This is a genomic window from Jiangella sp. DSM 45060 (assembly GCF_900105175.1).
Taxonomy (GTDB): Bacteria; Actinomycetota; Actinomycetes; order Jiangellales; family Jiangellaceae; genus Jiangella.
The window spans coordinates 3,067,552-3,087,530 of the sequence record NZ_LT629771.1 but is presented as its reverse complement, the minus strand read 5'-3'; the positions used below and the strand labels follow the sequence as shown (position 1 = coordinate 3,087,530).

Below are 19,979 nucleotides of genomic sequence, written 5' to 3'. Positions count from 1 at the left end.
GCTCCTTCGCTCAGTCGGCCAGGGGTACGGCCTTGCTCCATTCGGGGGTCACGAGGACCGGGGTGTCGATCGAGTAGCTGAGCCCGACCGGCGTCAGCGCCTGCAGCCGGGCGCCGCCGGTCAGCTCGACGTCGTGCAGGACGCCGCCGGGCTGGTACTCGACCACCCGGACGACGCCGGGCGTGCCGCCGTCGTCGGTCTGGCTGAGCCGCACGCAGTCGGGGCGCAGCGCGACGGCGACGACGTCGGACCGGCCGGCGGTGACGTCGTCGGGGATCCGGGCGCCGGCCGCCGTGCGGTATCCGCCGCCGTCGGCGCTGACGTCGACGACGTTGGCGAGGCCGAGGAACTCGGCGGTGTAGCGGCGGGTGGGCCGGGCGAACACGTCGACCGGCGCGCCCAGCTCGACGATGCGCCCGGCGTCCATGACGGCGATCCGGTCGCCCAGCGCCAGCGCCTCGGTGTGGTCGTGCGTGACGTAGACGCCGGTCAGGCCGAGGCCGCGCTGCAGGTCCTTGAGCTGGGCTCGTAGCTGCACGCGGATGCGGTGGTCGAGGCTGGACAGCGGCTCGTCCATGAGGATCAGGCGCGGCTCGACGACGATCGCGCGGGCCACGGCGACCCGCTGCTGCTGCCCGCCGGAGAGCTGCCGCGGCAGCCGGTCGGCGAACTCCGTCAGCCCGACCAGCTCCAGCGCGCGGGCCACCCGATCGGCGCGGTCCTGCTTGCCGACCCGGCGCATCTTCAGCCCGAACGCGACGTTGTCGCGCACGGTCATGGTCGGGAACAGCGCCCACGTCTGGAACACCATCGAGATGTTGCGCCGGAACGTCGGCACCGAGACGAGGTCGTGGCCGTCCAGCTCGATGGCGCCGGAGTCGGGCTGCAGCAGCCCGGCCAGCGTGCGCAGCAGCGTCGTCTTGCCGCAGCCGGACGGGCCGAGCAGCACCAGCATGTCGCCCTTGGCGACGGTGAGGTCGACGCCGGCGACGCCGCCGCCGGTGGGGTACTGCTTGGTCACCGCCCGCAGCCGCAGGTAGGGCGCGGACGCGTCCGTGGTCGCGGGGATGGTGCCGGACTGGTGGGTGAACGTCATGACGATCTCCTGGTGGGCGAGCCGGCGAGGTGGGAGAGGCCACCCAGCCGCGACAGGACCACGGCGACGACCAGTGACAGGACGATGAGGATCGTCGACATCGCCGAGACGGTCGGATCGGAGTTGTACTCCAGGTACTGGAACATCGTGATCGGCAGCGTCGTCTGGCCCGGTGCGGACAGGAACAGCGAGATGGAGACGTTGTCGAAGGAGAAGATGAACAGGAACACCGCCGCCGACCCGATGGCCGGCAGGATCGCCGGCAGCGTCACCCGGATGAACGCGGTGGCCCGCGAGGCGCCCAGGGTCTGCGCCGCCTGCTCGACGTTCTCGTCGACGCCGCTGAGCGCGGCCACCAGCACCTGCACCGCCAGCGGCATGCCGATGAGGACGTGACCGAGCACCAGCCCGACCAGGCTGCTGGCCATCCCGATCTGCACCAGCATGATCAGCAGGCCGAGCGCCAGCAGCATGTCCGGCGTGATCAGCGGCAGCACCGTCGCGGTGCTGACCCAGGGCCGCAGCCGCCGCCGGCCGCGGGTGATCGCGACCGCCGTCGGGATCGTCAGCGCCAGACCGACCAGCGACGCGATGACCGCGATGCGGAGGCTGAGCAGCAGCGACGACTGGAACCGCGGCGTCTCGATCGCGGTGCTGAACCAGTCGAGCGTGAACCCGTCGGGCGGGAACTTGATGTACGCGCCCGGGTTGACCGCCGTGGCGACGACCACCACGAGCGGCAGCAGGAGCAGCAGCGTGAAGCAGATGGCGAAGGCCGGGTAGCGGACGCGCTCGCGTCCCATCGCGCTCACCTCGTTCCCGCCGTCGAGCGCAGGCCGCGGCGCAGGCTGTAGAGGATGGAGACGGCGAGGATGGCGACCAGCACGACGGCGAACGCCGAGGCCGTGGCCCACTGCGACGTCTGGCTGACCGACGTGTAGATCATCTGCGGGATGGTGTTGACCCGCCCGCCGCCCATCATCGCCGGGACGATGAACGTGCCGGCCGCGGCGGCGAACGTCAGCACGCTGCCCGCGACCAGCCCGGGCACCGCCAGCGGCAGCACCACCCGCAGCAGCACCGCCCGTCGCGGCGCGCCCAGCGTCTGCGCGGCCTCGACCAGCGAGACGTCCAGCCGCGACAGCCCCGCGTAGATCGCCAGCGCCATGAACGGGAACTGGAACATGACCAGCGCGACGATGATGCCGGCGAAGGAGTACTGCAGCCCGAGCGGGGTGTCGCGCAGCCCGAGGTCGAGCAGCACGCGGTCCAGCGAGATCATCCCCAGCTGCAGTCCGTAGATCCGCACCACGCCGTTCACCAGCAGCGGCAGCACCAGCAGCAGGAGCAGCACCGTGCGCAGCCCCGGCCGCCGGGTGATCTCGTAGGCGTACAGCAGCCCGAGCACCGCGGTGATCGCCGTCGAGACCACCGCGATGACGAACGTGTTCAGCAGCGCGTCGAGGTACAGCGAGTCGGAGAAGAACGTGACGTAGTGGGTGAGGCTGAACCCGCCGGAGTCCAGCCCGTCGCCGCTGGCCACGCTGGTGCGCAGCACCAGGTACGCCGGGTAGCCGAACATGGCCACCACGAACACCAGCATCGGGCCGCCCAGCAGCCAGCTGCCGCGCCGTCCCAGCGTGGCCTCGTCCTCGGGGGAGCGTGCCTTCGTCACGAGCCGAAGATCCTCTGCCAGCGCGTGGTCCAGTCGGGGATCTGCTGGCCGAACTCGTACCAGTCGATCGGCCAGAGGCTCTCGGCGACGGCCGGCGTCTCCATCAGCTCGGAGGCGAGGTCGTCGGGGAGCGTGACGTCGGTGGTCGACGGCGCCGCCTTGCCGTTGCGGGACCACTCGACCTGGTTGTCCGGGTCGAGCATGAAGTTGATGAACTCGTAGGCGGCGTCCTTGTTCGTCGACTCGGCCGGGACGGTGAGGCTCTGGATGCTGTAGGTGGTGCCCTCCTCCGGGATCACCGTCTCGATGCCCTGCTCGCGCAGCGGCACGCCCTGGTCGGCGATGGTGACGCAGGCCAGCACGCTGCCCGAGGCGAGCTTGCTGACGCCGTCGCTGCTGGTGTTGAAGAGGAACTGGACGTTCGGCGCCAGCTCCTCGATCGCCTTCCAGCCGGCCTCGTAGTCGTCCGCTCCGGAGCCGAAGACGCGGGCGCCGGTGAAGACGAGGAACAGGCCGCCGATCGACGGCGCGTTCTGGATGCACAGCTGGCCGCGCAGTTCCTCGCGCCAGAGGTCCTCCCAGCTGGTGATCTCGAACCCGAGGCGGTCGCGGTTGTAGATGATGCCGGTGGCGGTGTAGCTGATCGGGACGCCGGACAGCTCGCCGTCGTGCGTGATGCCGTCGGAGAGCCGCGAGTTGATCTGGGCGAACCGCTCGATCCGGCTGGTGTCGATCGGCTCGAGCGTGCCGTCGGTCATGCCGCGGGTGGAGTCGGTGCCGATCAGCCAGGCGACGTCGTGCTCGCCCGGCCGCTGCTCCAGCAGCGTCAGCGTGTCGCTGCCCGGGTCGTTGAGCAGCGAGATGCCGCTCGCGGACTCGAAGCCGGACGCCATCGCGTTGACGGCGCCCTCCCAGACGCCGCTCCAGGTGCGGACGACGAGCTCGCCGCCGCCACCGGACGCCCCGGTGGCCGACGGTTCGTCGTCGCTGCCGCACCCGGCGAGCAGGTAGCCGGCGCCGAGTCCGCCGGCGATGGTCAGCAGCGACCGTCGACTGAGTTCGGGTGCCATGTGCCTGACCTCCACATCAGGAGAGATTGTCGACACTACAGTGGTCCAATGTGGCCTCTCGTCGGGGCGAGGAGGCTTGTGAACGCGAGGGCTGACCCTCGGTCCGAGGGGGCGGCGTCGCGCGGGGCCGGACGGCGATCGAGTGCGGCCGGCGGCCGGTGCGATTGCGGTGAGCTTAGGAAACACGGTGCGGGCTGTCAATGACGTCACGCAGACTTTACGAACCCGGTGCGCGGATCGGCGACCGGCCGGTAGCTCGGGGTGGCGGGCCTTGCGTCGGCGGCATGTCGGTCTTATTGTCGACAATCATTTCCACGCGAGACGGGAACGAGATGGTCACGACCGACGCCCTGACGGAGTCATCGACCCTGCCCGAGACGGTGGCCGACTGGATCGAGCGGGCCATCATCGACGGCCGGTTCCCCGAGGGCGCCCGCATCCGCGAGCTGGCGATCGCCAAGGAGCTGGAGGTCAGCCGGGCGCCGGTCCGCGAGGCGCTGCGCATCCTGGCCGGCCGCGGACTGGTCCGGCACGTGCCGAACGTCGGCGCGGTCTCCAGCGGCATGTCGCGGCAGACGGTCCGGGAGGTGTACGGGCTGCGCGCGCTGATCGAGGCGGACATGGCCCGCGCGGCCGTCCCGCGGCTCGGCCCGGCCGACGTCGAGCGCATGGAGGAGCTGCTCGCGCAGGTCCTGGAGCTGTCGGCCAGCGGCGAGTGGGAGCTGATGTTCCAGACGGCGTGGCGGTGGCGGGAGATCCTCTACGACGCGTCGGGCAACCGCACCGCGCTGGAGGTCGTCCGCCAGCTGCGCGCCCGCATCTCCTCGGTGCCGCACGGGCTGCGCGACGACCCCGAGCACGTCACGCTCAACAACATCTTCTACCGCCAGGCCACCACCGCCGTGCGCAACGGCAACGCCGAGGCCGTGGCCGCCCTGGTCAGCGCGTTCCTCTGCCAGACGGGCGACCAGGTCCTCGAGTACTTCCGCCAGCGCGTCGCCGGCGCCGACGAGCCGGCCGCCGGGCACCGTCCCGCCTGACCCCGACCCCAGGAGGTCCTGCACGTGGCACCCCCCATCGCCGACCTGCGCGAGTACCTCGCCGAGACCGAGGACTACCGCCGGATCTTCGACCACCTCCGCTACGACCAGCAGACCGTGCTCCCGGACGGCGCGACCGCCGACCGCGCCCGCCAGATCGGGCTGATGGAGCGGCGCATGCGCGACCGCATCGCCGACCCGCGACTGGACGAGCTGGTCGCGGCGGTCGAGCGGCACGGACCGGACCCGCACGACGACTTCGCCGCCTGGGCCGTCGCGCGGACGGCGCGACGCGACCACGACGCGGCCCGGACCCGGCCGGTCGAGGTGATGTCCGACTTCCAGGTGGTCGCGGCCGAGGCGTTCCCGGCCTGGCGCGACGCCCGCGCCGCCGGCCGGTGGGCCGACTTCGCGCCGTGGCTGCGGCGGCTGGTGGACCTCAACCTGCGGCTGGCCGACGCCGTCGGCTACACCGACCACCCGATGGACGCGCTGCTGTCCGCGTACGAGCCGGGCCTGTCCTACGCGGCCACCGACGAGCTGCTGGCCGGCCTGCGCGAGCCGGTCCTGCGGCTGAACGCCTTCCGGCAGGAGCACTACGCCGGCCGGCCGCGGGTCGCCTTCCCCGACCTCGACCGGCAGACGGCGTTCGCGTTCGTCCGCGACCTCACCGAGCGCATCGGCTACGACTGGAACCGCGGTGGCCTCGCGGTGTCGCCGCACCCGTTCACCAGCCCGTCCGGCGCCAACGACGTCCGCTTCACGCTGCGCGACGACGTCCCGTTCGACGAGATCCTCACCAGCGCCGTCCACGAGATCGGGCACGCCCTGTACGAGCAGGGCATCGCGCCGGAGCTGTGGGGGACGTCGGCGGCGCGCGGCGTCATGCCGTGGCTGCACGAGTCGCAGGCGAAGTTCTGGGAGAACATCGTCGGGCGCACGCCGCAGTTCGCCCGGTTCGCGCACGGCGTGCTGGCGCCGTACCTGGGCGACCACCCCGGCGCGGTGACGCCGGAGTCGCTGCACGAGGCGCTCGTGGCCCGCCCGACCAGCGTCATCCGCATCGCCACCGACGAGCTGACCTTCAACCTGCACATCCTGCTGCGCTGGGAGATCGAGACGTCGCTGCTGTCCGGCACGCTCGACGTCGACGACGTGCCGGAGCTGTGGAACGCGCGCAGCGCCGAGTACTTCGGAACCGCGCCCGCGTCCGACCGCGACGGCGCCCTGCAGGACCCCCACTGGTGCCACCGGTGGATGGGGCTGTTCACCAGCTACGTCATCGGCAACCTGGTGTCGGCCCAGCTGGCCGCGGCGATGCGCCGCGACGGCGTCGACCTCGAGGCCGGCGCCGAGGCGGGCGACTTCGCGCCGATGCTCGGCTGGCTGCGCCGCCACGTGCACGCGCCCGGCCGCACGTTCACCCTCGCCGAGCTGGTGCCGCGCGCCACCGGCGCCGACCTCGGCACCGAGGCCTACCTGTCCCATCTCGAGCGGCGCTACGCGCCCGACACCGAAGGGGAGACCCGATGACCACGCTGACCCACTCCGACGAGATCGCCGCCGTCGCACCCGGCTCCCGGTCCCGCTTCCGGCTGCCGGTCGCCCGGCGCAGCTCCGGCGAGGAGCTGGCGATCAGCGGGCAGGTGGTGCGCGGCCGGTCGCCCGGCGCCAGCCTGCTGCTGATCGCCAACGTGCATGGCGACGCGATCTTCGGCGCCGAGGCCGTCAACACCGCGCTGGCCCGGCTGGACCCGGAGCAGCTGGCCGGTTCCGTCATCGGGGTGCCGGTGGCCAACCCGGTCGCGTTCGAGAGCGGCACCCGGGCCACCGGCCAGGGCTGGAACACCGACATGAACAACATGAACCGGGTGTTCCCCGGCACCCGGCAGGGCTGGGTCACCCAGAAGATGGCGGCCGTCATCAGCGAGGAGATCATCCCGCACATCGACGCGATGATCGACTACCACTGCGCCGGCGACACCTCGATCAACTACACGCTGGTGAACTCGGACAGGACGCCGGAGCAGAAGCGGATCTTCGACTTCACCCGCCTGATGGGCACCGACTTCGTCTTCGTCCACGACGTCGACCCGTTCGCCGGCACCATCGACCAGTACGTGAAGTCGCTGGGCAAGCTCTCGATCGTCGCCGAGCAGGGCGGCAACGTCATGCCCGAGGGCTTCGCCGCACTGACCCAGACCCGCATCGACAACTTCCTCAAGGGCCTGGGCATCATCGACGGCGTGCCGGAGCTGCCGGAGAAGCAGCTGCTGATGCGCGAGCGGGTGCTCATCCGGGCCGACCACGGCGGCCTCTGCTACCCGTCGGTGGGCATCGAAGGGCTGTCGGCGGTGGTCGACGGCGGCACGCTGCTGTCGCGGATCGTCGACGCGCACACCGGCGACACGCTGCAGGAGATCAGAGCGCCGTACGAGAAGTCGGCGATCCTGCAGACCCGGCCGGGCTTCTCGCGGGTCAACCCGGGGGAGTACATGTACATCATCGCCGACGCCGGGTCCGGCGAGTGGATCGCGGCGCCCGAGCAGTGGCGGCTGGAGGTGTGAGCGCGCCGTCGCATCCGGACGTCCGGTCCGACGTCGCCGCGCTGCGCCACTACCGCCTGCCGCTGTTTCCCGACCCGGTCGTGCCGTTCGGCGACGTCGTCGGGGCCGCGCCGCCGCCGCTGGTGCCGTCGGCGCCGGTGCAGCCGGACCCGGACCCGGTGGGCGGGGTCCGCCGGGTCCTCGACGACCTCGGCGGGCGCGGCCGCGAGCTGGGCGCCGTCGAGGTGCTGCTGGCTGACGAGGCGCTGGTCGCGGCGGAGGAGTCGGCGCGGCGTCTCGCGGCCGGAGCGGCCCGCCCGCTGGAGGGCGTGCCGTTCGGCGTCAAGGACGTCGTGCAGGTCGAGGGGTCGCCGACGACGTTCGGCTCGGCCCGCTACGCCGGGTTCCGGCCGGCGACGACCGCCCAGGTCGTGCGGAACCTGCGCGCCGCCGGCGCCGTCCTGGTGGCCAAGCTGGCGACGTACGAGTTCGCCTCCGGGCCGAACAGCCGCACCCGCAACCCGTGGGACCCGGGCCGCCGCTCCGGCGGGTCGTCGTCCGGCCCGGCCGCGGCCGTCGGCGCCGGGCTGCTGCCGCTGGCCGTCGGCACCGACACCGGCGGCTCGATCAGGGTGCCGGCCGCCTGGTGCGGCGCCGTGGGGCTGAAGCCGACGCTCGGCCGCGTCCCGCGGGCCGGCACCCCGCCGCTGACCTGGACGATGGACCACACCGGCCCGCTCGCCGGGAGCGTCGCGCTGGCCGGGGCCGCGCTGACGGCGATGACGGGGGTCCCCGCGGCGGCGTCCAGGCCGCGGTGGCCGGCGGTTGACGGGGCGCCGCTGGCCGGCCTGCGGGTCGGTGTGCTGGGCGGCTGGTTCCGGGTGGGCGAGGACGACGTGCTCGTCCTGTTCGACGCCGCGGCGAAGGTGCTGGCCGGGCTGGGCGCGACGCTGGTGCCGGTCGAGCTGCCGGTGATCGAGCAGATCGACCCCGACGCGATCAAGCGCATCCTGGTCGCGGCGGAGACGGCGTCCCTGCACGATGCCGGCGACGACCTCGACGGCTACGGCGCGGTGTTCACGCAGCTGCTCACCGGCGGCCGTTCGCTGTCCGCCGTCGACTACCTGCACGCGCTGCGCTGCCGGACCGTCCTCGCCGACGCGGTCGACGCGCTGTTCGCGTCCGTCGACGTGCTGGCCTGCGCGACGTCGGCGATCGTCGCCCCGCCGGAGGGTGTGGACGCGGTCCGGCTGGGCGGGCGCGACCGCGTGCTGGCCACGGTGGTGGCGCGCAACACGTCGGTGTTCAACGTGTCGGGGCACCCGGCGCTGACGCTGCCGTGCGGACGCGCGCCGGGCACCGGTCTGCCGGTGGGCCTGCAGCTGGTGGCGCCTCGCTGGCAGGAGGACGTGTGCCTCGGTGCGGGCATCGCGTACGAATCGGTAGCAGGTTAGGCTGTCCTCCCTTGCCGCCTGGTTCGAGGAGCATCGATGCGGTTCTTCCGTGCGGAGGTGGTCGAGGCGCGGCCGCTCTGCGCCGGCATGGTGCGGGTGGTGTTCGGCGGCGCGGGCCTGGCCGGGTTCGCCAGCACCGGCGTGGGCGACGAGTACCTGCGGATCTTCTTCCCGCCGCCGGGCGCCGAGCCGGTGCTGCCGGTCGTCGACGAGCGGGGCCGGTGGTCCTACCCGGACGGCGCCGAGCCGTCGCCGATGCGCACGTACACCGTGCGGGAGTTCCGCCGCGCCCGCGGCGAGCTGGTGATCGACTTCGTCGTGCACGACGGCGGGGTCGCGGCCACGTGGGCGCGCGCGGCCGCGCCGGGCGACGTCGTCACCGTCAACACGCCGACCGGCATGTACGACCCGCCCGCGGACCTGAGCTGGCAGCTGCTGCTGGCCGACGCCGCGGGGCTGCCGGCCGCGGCCCGGCTGCTGGAGGCCACGCCGGCGGGGGTGCGGACCCGCGCCGTGCTGGAGGTGCCGACGCCGGCGCACCGGGTCGAGCTGCCGGACGCCGTCGAGGTCGCGTGGCTGTACGGCGGCAACGGGCACGGCGCCAGCCGCTTGTCCGGCGCGCTGCGCGCGGCCGACCTGCCGGCCGGTCCCGGCTACGTGTGGGTGGCCGGCGAGACCGCCGTGCTGCGCGACGCCCGCCGCTACCTGCGGCACGAGCTGAAGCTGCCGCCGTCGGCGTACAAGGTGGTCGGCTACTGGACCGACAACGGCGACGAGTACAACCGCCGGCTGGCCGCCCTCGACGACGCCACCCAGGCGTGGCTGCTCGCCCCGTGGGAGACCGACGCCGACGAGGAGGAGCAGGAGGACGAGTACATCGCCCGGCTGGAGGCGCTCGGCCTCTAGATGACTGAGTCCTATTGATCGCTAGTGGTCGTAGGCGGTGATGGAGCCGTTTGGTTGGGGCGCCGGTGCGCGAGTTGTGCCAGATCGCGGCGGCGAGGGTGGGGAGGCCGGGTCGGGGCGGATCGGGGCAGATCAGCTGCGGGCGCCCAGGGGTGGTGGTGTGTGGCGGGGTGACACCCGTGCCAACAGTTGGCGCTGAGGTCACCGCGCCGGAACAGTACTCCCGCCGGGCGACGGGCCGGCCGGGTCCAGGACGTGCCGCCTGACCGCGTCCTCGCCGTACCGGCAGCGACCCACCCGCAAGATCAATACGACTCACTCATCTAGGGTGTGTCTCCCGGGTCTCGATCTCACCCGTCGCGGAGGAGGCGTGTTCCGCGCGGAACGGGGAACCTGGCACCAGAGAGGGTGAGGGGGGAGCCGATGACGTGGCCGATTGCGGCGAAGCTCCGCTATGTCGACGAGACGCTGCGCTGGCTGGCCGATTACCGCCGCCGCTGCGATGACCCGGGTGAGTTGCTGCGCATCCAGACGGCGATCGACGGCTGGCTGGACGAGCGCCTCGACCTGATGCGCCGGGCCGAGCGGATGGGCCTGGCGCACGAGCATCACGCGCCGAGCAGCGCCGCGTAGCTGCCCGGCGTCCGGCCGAAGTGGCGGCGGAACGCGTTGATGAACCCGTTCACGCTGCGATAGCCCACCCGTGCCGCGACGGCCGCGACGGGCAGCCGGTCGGCCAGCAGCGGTAGCGCCGCCCGCATTCGCACCTGGGTGCGCCAGTCGGTGAACGTCATGCCGGTCTCGGCCACGAACGATCGGCGCAGCGTCTTCTCGCTGACGTGCAGGGCGGCGGCCCACTCGTGCAGGCCGCGCGGATCGCCGGGGGCGCGGACCAGGGCGACGGCGAGCTGGCGGGCGGGCCCGCCGGCCGGCATCGGGACCTCCCGCGGCTGCTGCGGCAGATCGGGGCGCAGCAGGTCTGCCAGCAGCGCGCGGGCCCGCTGCGCGGCGTCGTCGGGGAGGTCGGGCCGGGCGAGGTACAGCATGACCTGGCGCAGCATCGGGTCGGCGGCGACGACGGTGGTGCCCGTCCACGCGATGGGGCAGTCGGCCGGCCACAGGTAGAGGCAGTACAGCTGGGTCGGGCGGGTCGCGCGCAGCGCGTGCGGGGTGCCGGCCGGGATCCACACCGCCTGCGACGGCGGCAGCAGCCACGTCCCGCCCGCCTCCACCACCAGCTGGCCGTGCGCCACCCAGGACAGCTGGTGCTCGGCGTGCTCGTGGACGGTGAAGCCGCTCAGCCGGGGCAGCTCGAACCGGGTCAGCCAGAACTCCTCGGCGCCGTCGAGCCCGCCACCGAACGCGCGCGCGAACACCGCACCTCCCGACCGTCGACGTCCGCGGCCTGATGTGAGGTGACCGCTGGGTTGGACCACCACCAGGTTAGCCGACCCTAACCTGTGAGTGATTTCGCGGCCCCCTCCGAGAGGACCTCTTCTGTGACGGCGGAACAGACCCGCGCCCCTGGCCGCCGGCTGCTGCGGGAGGTGTTCCGCCGGCGCCGGCGCGCGCTCGTCACCGGCCTGCTCTGCGCCCTGGCCGGGCAGCTCGGCTACCTGGCCACGCCCGCGCTCGTGCAGCGCGCCGTCGACGACGGGCTGGAGGCCGGCGCGCCGGGCCGCACCGCCGGCTGGGCCCTGGCCGTCGCCGGGCTGGCGCTGGTCGTGCTGGCCGGCGGCGCGCTGGGCGAGCGGCTGACCCGGCACGCGGCCAACGCGACGGCGCAGGATCTGCGCGAGCGGCTGCTGGCGCGGGCGGGTGACGCGGACGGCGCGGTGACCGCCCGCTTCGACCGCGGTGACCTCGCCTCGCGGGCCGAGCGCGACGTGCTGGCCGTGGCCGACTGGGTCGACAAGCTCACCTACTGGACGCTGGCCCTGAGCACGATCGTCGTCGTGGTGCCGGCGGTGGCGACGCTGCACCCGCGGCTGCTGATCGTCACGGCTGTGATGGCGCCCCTGGTCGTCGTCACGCAGCTGATCTTCCCGCCGCGATACGCCGCCGCGGCCGAGCGGCTGGCCGGGGCGCACTCGCGCCGGTCGGGCGCCGTGGAGGAGTTGCTGTCCGCCGCGGGAGCCGTGCGCGGGCTGGGCGGCACCGGCCGGCTGGTCCGGCGGCACGCCGCGGCCAGCGGGGAGGTCACGGTGCACACGCTGGCGCTGGCCCGGCTGGCCGCTTGGTGGGCGTCGGTGCCGCCGTCCGTGCCGCGGCTGGCGATCGCGGCGGGGTTGTTGACGGGCGGGCTGGCGGTGCTGGACGGTGGGCTGAGCATCGGCGGGCTGATCGCCTACACCTCGTGGATGACCATGCTGACCATCGCGTTGAGCTTCCTGGTGCTGCTGGTCTCGAACCGCCGCGAGGCCGAGGTGTCGGGCACGCGGATCGCCGAGGTGCTCGGCACGGGCGGCCCGGCTGCGTTGGGTGGCCTGGGTGCGGCGTCCGGGCTGGACGCGAGCGGCTCGGCGGAGGTAGGTATGACCCGCCCCTCTAGGGAGGGTGCCCACCCTACGGGCGGGCACCGACACACTCCGCCGACGACGGACGATGCGGCGGCACCGGTGCCGGGCGGACCGGCGGTGCTGCCGGAGCGGGGCGAACTGCTGCTCGACGACCTGGCGGCGCGGACCGGGGGTGGTGGCGAGCCGACCCCGCCGCTGCGCCTGACCGCGGCGCCGGGTGAGCTGGTGGTGCTGCGTGGCCCGGTGGGCAGCGGCAAGTCGTCGCTGTTGCGGGTGGTCGCGCGGCTGGACGAGCCGGCGGCGGGGAGCATCCGGTACGGCGGCGTCGACGTCGCCGGGGCCGAGCGCACCGAGTGGTGGTCCCGCATCGGCTACGTGCCGCAGCGGCCGCTGGTGCTCACGGGCACCGTCGCGGACAACATCAGGCTCGGCCGCGACGCGAGCGACGACGAGGTGGCGTGGGCCGGGCGGATCGCCGGCGCCGACGGGTTCGTCCGGGCGCTCCCGGCCGGGTACGAGACCGCCGTCGGGGAACGGGGGACGACGCTGTCTGGAGGTCAGGTGCAGCGGTTGGCGCTGGCCCGCGCCCTGCTCGGCCGGCCGCGCGTGCTGCTGCTCGACGACGTCACCTCGGCGATCGACGTCGGCACGGAGCGGGCGATCCTGGACCGGCTGCGGGCCGAACTGCCCGGCACCGCGATCGTCGCCGTGTCGCACCGGACCCAGCTGCGTGACCGCGCCGACCGCGTCGTCGACCTCCGCGTCCCGGCGACCGCGGGGAGCATCGATGGCTGAGGCACCCGTCCTCGAGGAGGCGCCGTCCACCCGCGGCGTGTACCGGCGCTTCGCCGCCGTGGCCCGGCCGTACCGGCGCGAGGCCCTGCTCGCACTGGCGGTCAGCGTGCTCAGCGCCGGCGCGCTGGTGTCGATGGCTCCGATCATCGGCCGGGCGATCGACGAGCTGGTCCAGCGCTCCAGAAGCGGGCTGTTCGCCGCCGTCGCCACCCTGGCGGTGGTGGTCGTGGCGCGGATCTTCCTGCTGCGGACGTCCGAGGTGCTGCTGACCCGCACCGGCGAGCGGGTCGTGCGCGACCTGCGCGACACCGCGGTGGCCCGCATCGCGACGGCGCCGCTGCGGTTCATCGAGTCGCACCGGGTCGGCGACCTGCTGCAACGCACGACCGGCGAGGTCGCCACCGTCACCGACTTCGTCCGCCAGCAGTTGCCCGACGTCGTGAACCTGTCGCTGTCGTTGCTGCTGACGCTGGCCGTGCTGGTGTCGTACTCGCCGCTGCTGACGCTGATCACCCTGGCGGTGACGCTGCCGGCGACGTGGCTGGCGATCCGCTGGTTCCGGCGCGACGCGACGACCGCGTACGGACGGGTCGCGGCGGGGCGGGCGGGCATCGCCGCGACGTTCACCGAGACGCTGGCGGGACGCGAGACGCTGCACCTCACCGGCGGCATGCCGGAGCGGCGGCGCCGCTTCGCCGCCCAGAACGCCGAGCTGCGCGCCGCCGAGGACCACACCGTCGACGTCGAGCTGCGGCTGCGGCTGATCGGCTTCCTCGAGGGCCTCTCGGTGGCGGTGCTGCTGGTGGCCGGCGCGTGGCTGGCGGGGCAGGACCGGGTCACGATCGGCACGGTCGCGGTGTTCGTGCTGGCCACGGCGAACCTGTTCGAGGGCGTGCTGCGGCTGTCGCAGGTCTTCGGCGAATTGCAGGCGACCGCCGTCAGCCTGGCCCGGCTGCTCGACCTGCTGGACCGGACGGCGGACCGCTCACCGTCCGAGGGCGCCGCGCTCCCCAAGTCCGGCGACCTGACGGTGCGCGGCGTCCACTACGCCTACCGCGCCGGGACCGACGTGCTGGCCGGCGTGGACGTCACGTTCCCGCACGGCGCGCACGTGGTGGTCGCCGGCCCGACGGGGTCGGGCAAGAGCACGCTGGTGAAGCTGGCCAGCGGGCTGTACCGGCCGGACGCGGGGACGGTGACGTTCGGCGGGGTCGACCTCGCGACGGCGACCGAGGCGGAGGTCCGGCGGCGCGTCGTCCTCGTCCCGCAGCAGGTGCACCTGGTCAGCGGCACGCTCGCCGACAACCTCGCGCTGGTGCCGCACGAGCCGACCCGCGACGAGCTGCTGGACGCCGTCGACCGGCTCGGGCTCACCGCGTGGCTGGCCGGGCTGCCGGCCGGGCTGGACACCGTCGTCGGGCCGTACGGGTCGGCGCTGTCGGCGGGGGAGCAGCAGCTGGTCGGCATCGTCCGGGCCGCGCTGGTGGACCCGGCGGTGCTGATCCTCGACGAGGCCACCGCCGACCTCGACCCCGCGGTCGCGGCCGGCATCGAGACCGCCGTCGACCGGGTCCGGGCCGGGCGGACGCTGATCCTGGTGGCGCACCGGCCCGAGACCATCGCCCGGCACGCCGACGTCGTCCGGGTCGACGACGGGGTGGTCTCCGTCAGCTGACGTGCGGGTGGAACAGCACCGGGTGCAGCAGCTCGGCCAGCTCCTCGACGGTGTCCAGCGGCCGGGCGAAGTCGAGCCGCACCCATCTCCGCCGCGGCCGCCCGGTGTCGACGGTGAACCCGTACCGGTCCAGCCGGGCCGCCCGCGGCCGGTCGGCGTCGATGCCGGCCGACGCCAGCGCGGCGCGGAACCACGGCTCCAGCTCGTCGCGGTGATGGTCGGCGAGGTCGAGCAGCAGGTCGCGCTCGGCCTCGTGCAGCGGGTCCGGGACGGCGGCGGCGTACGCGGCGAGGTCGAGCGGGCCGCCGCCCCCGTCGGTGAGCAGATGGACCCCGGTGACCTCCAGCCGGTAGAGGACGGCGTCGGTGCCGACGCCGAGCAGGCTGGGCAGCGGGTTGGACGCGGCGAACTCCAGCGCCGCCGCGGTGCTCGCGCCTGGATCGACGGGGTGCAGCCGGCCGCTGGCCCGGGCCTGGCCGAGGCTGGGCGCGTCGGCCGACGGCGGCACGTCGTCGACCCGCAGCACGCCGCCTGGCGCGGCCGGCCCGCGTGAGCGCAGCGCCGCGCGCAGCCCGCCGTCCGCCGGGACCAGCAGCAGCGGCCGCCCGGCGCGGTCGGTGCCGTGCCGCACGGGCAGCGGCACCGTGACGTCGTCGAGGAACAGCAGGCCGGGCAGCCGCCCGCGCAGCAGCGTCCGGGCCCGCTCGGCCGGCGTCGGGCAGCGCATGTCCACCTCCGGACTCACAATGAGGAAAGGCTAACCTAACATGCACGCGGCGGGCAGGCGTGTGGCGGGCCGCGCAGAGGGCTAGGACGGGCCCATGGTGGCGAGGTAGACGAACAGCACGACGAGGGCGGCGACGAGGCCGAGCACCCCGCCGGTGAGCGCGCGGGCGCCGTCGTCGGCGAGGCCCTTCTCGGCACGGTCCCACCCGATCAAGCCCAGCACGATCGCGATGACGGCGGCCGGCGCGGCGACGAACTCGCCGACGAACGGCACGAACGCGAAGACCAGGGCGAGCACGCCGGTGAACAACGCCGGCCCGCCCAGGCCGCGGGGCCGCCGCTCGGTCTTCGGGTCGCCGTCCACGACGGACAGCTTGTCATGAGGCGGGCGGCGGCCAAGCGTTCACGAAACGGTCACCACCCTTTCGTCGAGCGGATCGGCGGAGGTTCCCGGCGATCGGGACGATTCAGGGCGCTCCCATCCCCAGAGAGAGGTCTCGTCGATGACGCTGCCCCCACGTCCCGGCCGACGGAAGAGACGGGCCGGCCTGGCCGCGGCCGCGCTGGCCGCCGTCCTCGCCGGCGCCACCTGGCCCGCCTCGTACGCGGTGACGGCGCCGGAGGAGGCCGCGGCCGAGGAGGCCAAACGGGACGCCCCGGCCGAGCCGCCGACGCTGACCCCGGCCGACGGCGCGTACCTGGAGGGCGCGGTCACGGTCGCGTCCGAGCCGGTCACGGCCGACGACGACGTCACCGCGCTGGTCATCGACGGCACGCCGATCCAGGGCACCTCGACGCTGGGCGTGTCGACGCTGAGCTTCGACGTCGGCAGCAACTCGACCGAGGCCCGCTACCGCAACTACGTGCTGGTCAACGGTGCGCACCGGATCGACCTCGGCGACGCCGTCGACGAGCGGGTCAGCCTGGAGATCCCGAACGAGCACCTGGTGGCCGGGACGAACACGGTCGAGGTGTTCGCCGGCACCATCACGACGAGCTGCGGCGTCAACCACGACGACTTCGTGCTCTCCGACTTCACCCTCGACCTCCTCGGCGGGCCGGCCGGCGGCGACGCCAACGAGTACAGCTACGCCTTCGGCGACGGCAGCTGCGGCTCGAACACGTCGCTGCTGCTCAGCGCCGAGCTGACGTTCGTCGTCGACGGCGACCCGCAGCGCACCACCGGGCTCGCCGCCGAGGTCGACACGACGACGCTGGCGAACGGGCCGCACGAGATCGTCGCCCGGACCGCGTCCGGCGCGGCCACCACGCACACCGTCACGGTGAACAACGCGCCGACCGGCGCCCCGCACGTCGCGCCGGCCGACGGCACCCTCGCCGCCGGCACCCAGCCGGTGTTCGCGTCGTTCCCGGCCGGCACGCCCGGAGCGGTGCCGGCGCTCACCGTCGACGGCGCCGAGCCGGTCACCCGGCCCACGCTCGGCACGGGTGTGTCGACGTTCGGTTTCGATGTCGGCAGCAACTCGATCGAGGCGCGCTACCACAACCACCTGCTGGTCAACGGCAAGCGGATCGAGCTGGGCGGCGACTACGTCAGCCAGCGCGTCGACGTCGCGGTGCCGAACCAGTTCCTCGTCCCCGGCGAGAACGTCATCACCTTCGTCACCGGCGGCGTGCAGGCGGCCTGCGGCGTCAACCGCGACGACTTCGCCGTCGCGAACCTCGAGCTGGTCGTCCCGGACGGCACCGCGGCCGGGCAGGGCATCGAGCCGTCCTACGCGATGGGCGACGGGAACTGCGGCAGCAGCACGACGGCGCTGCGCGAGGTCGAGCTGCGCTACGTCGTCGACGCGCCCGGCGCGGCGGTCCGTGAGACCCTCGGGTCCGGGCTCGCCAGCGTCAGCTTCGACGTCGGCACGAACTCGATCGAGGCGCGCTACCACAACTACCTGCTGGTCAACGGCATGAAGGTGGAGCTCGGCGGCGACTACGTCAGCCAGCGCGTCGACGTCACCATCCCGAACGAGTGGCTGCAGCCGGGCTGGAACACCATCGACCTCGTCACCGGCACGTTCGCGACCGGCTGCGGCAACAACCGCGACGACTTCGCCGTCAGCAACGTCGCGCTCACCCCCGCGGAGGGCACGGCGACGCCGCAACGCCCGCTGCCCGGCTACGGCATGGGCGACGGCGACTGCGGCTCCACCGTGAACCCGCTGCGCGAGGTCGACCTGAACTTCCTCATCGACGCGCCGGCCCGCGGCCTGCGCGCCGACCTCGACACCACCGCGCTGGCCGACGGCGAGCACACCGTCGCCGCGTCGTCCACCACGGGCGAGGTCGCGACCCGGCTGCTGGTCACCGACAACACCGCGCCCGAGGTGACGGCGAGCACTCCGGCCGCGGGCGAGACGATCACGTCCGCCGAGGTGCTGGACGTCCAGCTGGCCGACGCCTCGGGCGTGCAGACCGGACCGGACGTCACGCTGGACGGCGCCGCCGTCGCGCTCGGCGCCCCGATCGGCCCGGGCCTCGCGCCGGGCGAGCACACGCTCGCCGTCACCGGCACCGACGTCCTCGGCAACACGGCGGTCCGCGAGATCGTCTTCACCAGCGCCGGCATCCCGGACGTCCCGGCCGCGCTCGCACCGGCGTCCGGCAGCACCGGCATCGGCTCGGAGGTCACGCTGTCCGGCGAGGTGGCCACGCCCGGCGGCGGCGATGTGACGGCGTCGTTCGCGCAGGCCGAGGTGGCCACCGCGACCACCGCCTGGCAGGGCAGCACGACAACGATGCCGACGACGCCGCGGGTGCCGGGGGAGCGGCCGGTCCCGACGAAGGACCTCGCGCCGCTGGACGGCCGCACGGTCGCCGCGCCGGCCAGCCGCGACCTCAGCTACCAGCGGTTCGACCTGCGGGTCCGGAAGAACGTCGACGCGCCGTTCCTGCGCTGGGAGGGCGTCGTCGACCCGCAGCGGCTGGTGACGCTGCACGCGTGGAACCCCCCGCACTCAGACGTGGGACGCGCTGACCAGCGCCCGCGGCGCTGCCGAGGGCAACACCGTGCTGTCCGCGACGGTGACGGCGGAGTACGTCGACCGCAACCGGGTGAACGTGCTGGTCACCGGAGAGGACCCGTTCGCCGACGACATCGTCGACGGCGACCCGGACGGCTTCGCCGACCCGGACAGCTACGACTTCTCCATCGTCCACTTCACCGACACCCAGTACCTGTCCGAGGGCGCCGTCGAGCAGGAGACGCCGGAGGAGCGGGCCGTGTGGGCGTCGGCGTACCAGGGCATCGTCGACTGGGTGGTCGAGAACGCCGAGGAGCGCAAGGTCGCCTACGCGGCGCACACCGGCGACATCATCGAGAACAACACCCGGCCGCCGCTGGACGAGCCGATGCGCCAGCAGGTCATCGGCGAGTTCGAGTTCTCGTCGGAACAGCAGGGCGTGCTCGACGGCGCCGGCATCCCGAACGGCGTCGTCGCCGGCAACCACGACAACCAGGGCGGCCGCGAGACCGGCCCGGAGTCGCTGTACAACCAGTACTACGGGCCGGACCGCTACGCCGCCGCCGACGACCAGTGGGAGCAGGCGGAGTACGGCGGCCCCTGGCGCGAGGGCGACAACCAGAACCACTACGACCTGTTCACGGCCGGTGGCCTGGACTTCGTCGTCGTCGGCCTCTCGTACGGCGTCACCAAGGAGGAGGTCGACTGGGCCAACTCCGTCTTCCAGCGGTTCCCGGACCGCAACGGCATCCTGCTCACCCACGACTACGTGATGCCGTCGACGCTGCCCGACGGCCGCGACGCCGCACTCGCCGCGCCCGACGGCGCGGTGCTCTACAACCGGGTCGTCGCGCCGAACCCGAACGTGTTCCTGGTGCTGGCCGGTCACCGGCACGGCGTCGGGACGAACGTCCGCCCGCCGGTGGGCGAGATCGGGCACGGCGTGGTCGAGCTGCTCGCGGACTACCAGTTCTACACGGTCTCCGCGGACCGGCTCGGGCTCACCGAGATCGGCGGCTACCAGCCGGACGACCAGCTCCAGTTCGGCGCCAGCTTCTTCCGGCTGCTGCAGTTCGACGTCGAACGGTCCGAGCTGATCGTCGACACGTACTCGCCGCTGCTGGCGGAGTTCGGCGCCACGGAGTACGACCAGGACGGCCGGTACAACGGCACCGAGGACAACATGGTGCTGCCGGTCGACCTGCAGACCCGCACCACGACGTTCCAGACCGACGCGATCGCGCTGTACACGCCGTCGGAGCCGATCGGTGAGGTGACGGTGCCGTCCGGTTCGACCGCGTCGGTGCAGTGGGCCGGGCTGACACCGGGCAGTACGTACGCGTGGATCGTCACCGCGCACAGTCCGGGCGGCGGCGTCACCGCGTCGCAGCCGGCCGTCTTCACCACGGCCGACACCCGCGGCCGGCCTGGGACGTGGGGCCCGGACGCACCGCTGTACCCGTACTTCGCGCCGTTCGAGGAGTAGCCCGCCGGTACGG

17 protein-coding genes are annotated in these 19,979 nt (G+C 73.5%); 9 read left to right on the top strand and 8 right to left on the bottom strand.

What is annotated here, in order from left to right; genetic code table 11:
- Positions 1-10 precede the first annotated feature (10 nt).
- From BLU82_RS13915 to BLU82_RS13900, 4 genes are read right to left on the bottom strand one after another with little or no spacing between them, the layout of a single operon-like run.
- Positions 11-1,096, bottom strand: coding sequence for an ABC transporter ATP-binding protein (locus BLU82_RS13915; protein WP_197682934.1), 1,086 nt, complete (start codon positions 1,094-1,096; stop codon positions 11-13).
- Positions 1,093-1,899 carry an ABC transporter permease gene (locus tag BLU82_RS13910; RefSeq protein ID WP_092621251.1) on the bottom strand — a complete coding sequence of 269 codons (807 nt, stop codon included), beginning with the start codon at positions 1,897-1,899 and terminating at the stop codon, positions 1,093-1,095. The genes BLU82_RS13915 and BLU82_RS13910 overlap by 4 nt, the downstream gene beginning before the upstream one ends.
- Positions 1,900-1,904: 5 nt before the next feature.
- Positions 1,905-2,771, bottom strand: coding sequence for an ABC transporter permease (locus tag BLU82_RS13905; RefSeq protein WP_092621248.1), 867 nt, complete (start codon positions 2,769-2,771; stop codon positions 1,905-1,907).
- On the bottom strand, positions 2,768-3,841 hold the full coding sequence (locus tag BLU82_RS13900) for a PotD/PotF family extracellular solute-binding protein (RefSeq protein WP_092621245.1): 1,074 nt from the start codon (positions 3,839-3,841) through the stop codon (positions 2,768-2,770). Before BLU82_RS13900 ends, BLU82_RS13905 begins: the two co-directional genes overlap by 4 nt.
- A gap of 332 nt (positions 3,842-4,173) precedes the next feature.
- Between BLU82_RS13900 and BLU82_RS13895 the strand changes: the two genes are divergently transcribed.
- The 6 genes from BLU82_RS13895 (at position 4,174) to BLU82_RS13870 (ending at position 10,420) form a co-directional block, all read left to right on the top strand.
- Positions 4,174-4,881 carry a GntR family transcriptional regulator gene (locus BLU82_RS13895; protein WP_172885607.1) on the top strand — a complete coding sequence of 236 codons (708 nt, stop codon included), beginning with the start codon at positions 4,174-4,176 and terminating at the stop codon, positions 4,879-4,881.
- Between the two features lie 24 nt (positions 4,882-4,905).
- Positions 4,906-6,414, top strand: coding sequence for a hypothetical protein (locus BLU82_RS13890; protein WP_157740933.1), 1,509 nt, complete (start codon positions 4,906-4,908; stop codon positions 6,412-6,414).
- Positions 6,411-7,448 carry a succinylglutamate desuccinylase/aspartoacylase family protein gene (locus BLU82_RS13885; protein ID WP_092621236.1) on the top strand — a complete coding sequence of 346 codons (1,038 nt, stop codon included), beginning with the start codon at positions 6,411-6,413 and terminating at the stop codon, positions 7,446-7,448. Before BLU82_RS13890 ends, BLU82_RS13885 begins: the two co-directional genes overlap by 4 nt.
- On the top strand, positions 7,445-8,881 hold the full coding sequence (locus BLU82_RS13880) for an amidase (RefSeq protein WP_157740931.1): 1,437 nt from the start codon (positions 7,445-7,447) through the stop codon (positions 8,879-8,881). Before BLU82_RS13885 ends, BLU82_RS13880 begins: the two co-directional genes overlap by 4 nt.
- Positions 8,882-8,917: 36 nt before the next feature.
- Positions 8,918-9,787, top strand: a complete 870-nt coding sequence (locus BLU82_RS13875; protein ID WP_092621230.1) for a siderophore-interacting protein — start codon at positions 8,918-8,920, stop codon at positions 9,785-9,787.
- A gap of 423 nt (positions 9,788-10,210) precedes the next feature.
- Complete coding sequence (locus tag BLU82_RS13870) at positions 10,211-10,420, top strand: hypothetical protein (protein ID WP_092621227.1); 210 nt, start codon at positions 10,211-10,213, stop codon at positions 10,418-10,420.
- Here BLU82_RS13870 and BLU82_RS34165 read toward each other — a convergent pair.
- Positions 10,396-11,163 (bottom strand): helix-turn-helix domain-containing protein, encoded by a 768-nt coding sequence (locus tag BLU82_RS34165; RefSeq protein WP_172885606.1) that lies wholly within the window; start codon positions 11,161-11,163, stop codon positions 10,396-10,398. The two genes, BLU82_RS13870 and BLU82_RS34165, sit on opposite strands and share 25 nt — an antisense overlap.
- A gap of 123 nt (positions 11,164-11,286) precedes the next feature.
- On the opposite strand from BLU82_RS34165, the gene BLU82_RS13860 reads away from it, so the two are divergent.
- Together BLU82_RS13860 and BLU82_RS13855 are read left to right on the top strand one after the other, a co-directional pair.
- A complete protein-coding gene (locus tag BLU82_RS13860) occupies positions 11,287-13,101 on the top strand; it encodes an ABC transporter ATP-binding protein (protein WP_172885605.1) in 1,815 nt (604 codons plus the stop codon).
- Positions 13,094-14,776 (top strand): ABC transporter ATP-binding protein, encoded by a 1,683-nt coding sequence (locus BLU82_RS13855; RefSeq protein ID WP_092621221.1) that lies wholly within the window; start codon positions 13,094-13,096, stop codon positions 14,774-14,776. Before BLU82_RS13860 ends, BLU82_RS13855 begins: the two co-directional genes overlap by 8 nt.
- Here the strand turns inward: BLU82_RS13855 and BLU82_RS13850 are convergent.
- The 3 genes from BLU82_RS13850 to BLU82_RS34160 form a co-directional block, all read right to left on the bottom strand.
- A complete protein-coding gene (locus BLU82_RS13850; protein WP_172885604.1) occupies positions 14,769-15,503 on the bottom strand; it encodes a DUF2470 domain-containing protein in 735 nt (244 codons plus the stop codon). The two genes, BLU82_RS13855 and BLU82_RS13850, sit on opposite strands and share 8 nt — an antisense overlap.
- 81 nt (positions 15,504-15,584) lie before the next feature.
- On the bottom strand, positions 15,585-15,866 hold the full coding sequence (locus BLU82_RS13845) for a hypothetical protein (RefSeq protein WP_092621215.1): 282 nt from the start codon (positions 15,864-15,866) through the stop codon (positions 15,585-15,587).
- A gap of 103 nt (positions 15,867-15,969) precedes the next feature.
- The gene (locus BLU82_RS34160; protein ID WP_157740926.1) at positions 15,970-17,772 is read right to left on the bottom strand and encodes a hypothetical protein; all 1,803 of its coding nucleotides are present in this window, start codon (positions 17,770-17,772) and stop codon (positions 15,970-15,972) included.
- A 754-nt stretch (positions 17,773-18,526) separates the two neighbouring features.
- On the opposite strand from BLU82_RS34160, the gene BLU82_RS13820 reads away from it, so the two are divergent.
- Complete coding sequence (locus BLU82_RS13820; RefSeq protein ID WP_092621198.1) at positions 18,527-19,966, top strand: metallophosphoesterase; 1,440 nt, start codon at positions 18,527-18,529, stop codon at positions 19,964-19,966.
- The last annotated feature ends 13 nt before the right edge of the window (positions 19,967-19,979 follow it).

Bases quoted from the DNA above. Each gene is read 5' to 3' on its own strand.
- BLU82_RS13885 (WP_092621236.1), top strand. From the start codon at position 6,411: ATGACCACGCTGACCCACTCCGACGAGATCGCCGCCGTCGCACCCGGC.
- BLU82_RS13855 (WP_092621221.1), top strand. From the start codon at position 13,094: ATGGCTGAGGCACCCGTCCTCGAGGAGGCGCCGTCCACCCGCGGCGTG.
- BLU82_RS13870 (WP_092621227.1), top strand. From the start codon at position 10,211: ATGACGTGGCCGATTGCGGCGAAGCTCCGCTATGTCGACGAGACGCTG.
- BLU82_RS13910 (WP_092621251.1), bottom strand. From the start codon at position 1,899: ATGGGACGCGAGCGCGTCCGCTACCCGGCCTTCGCCATCTGCTTCACG.
- BLU82_RS13875 (WP_092621230.1), top strand. From the start codon at position 8,918: ATGCGGTTCTTCCGTGCGGAGGTGGTCGAGGCGCGGCCGCTCTGCGCC.
- BLU82_RS13895 (WP_172885607.1), top strand. From the start codon at position 4,174: ATGGTCACGACCGACGCCCTGACGGAGTCATCGACCCTGCCCGAGACG.
- BLU82_RS13900 (WP_092621245.1), bottom strand. From the start codon at position 3,841: ATGGCACCCGAACTCAGTCGACGGTCGCTGCTGACCATCGCCGGCGGA.
- BLU82_RS13850 (WP_172885604.1), bottom strand. From the start codon at position 15,503: ATGCGCTGCCCGACGCCGGCCGAGCGGGCCCGGACGCTGCTGCGCGGG.
- BLU82_RS13915 (WP_197682934.1), bottom strand. From the start codon at position 1,096: ATGACGTTCACCCACCAGTCCGGCACCATCCCCGCGACCACGGACGCG.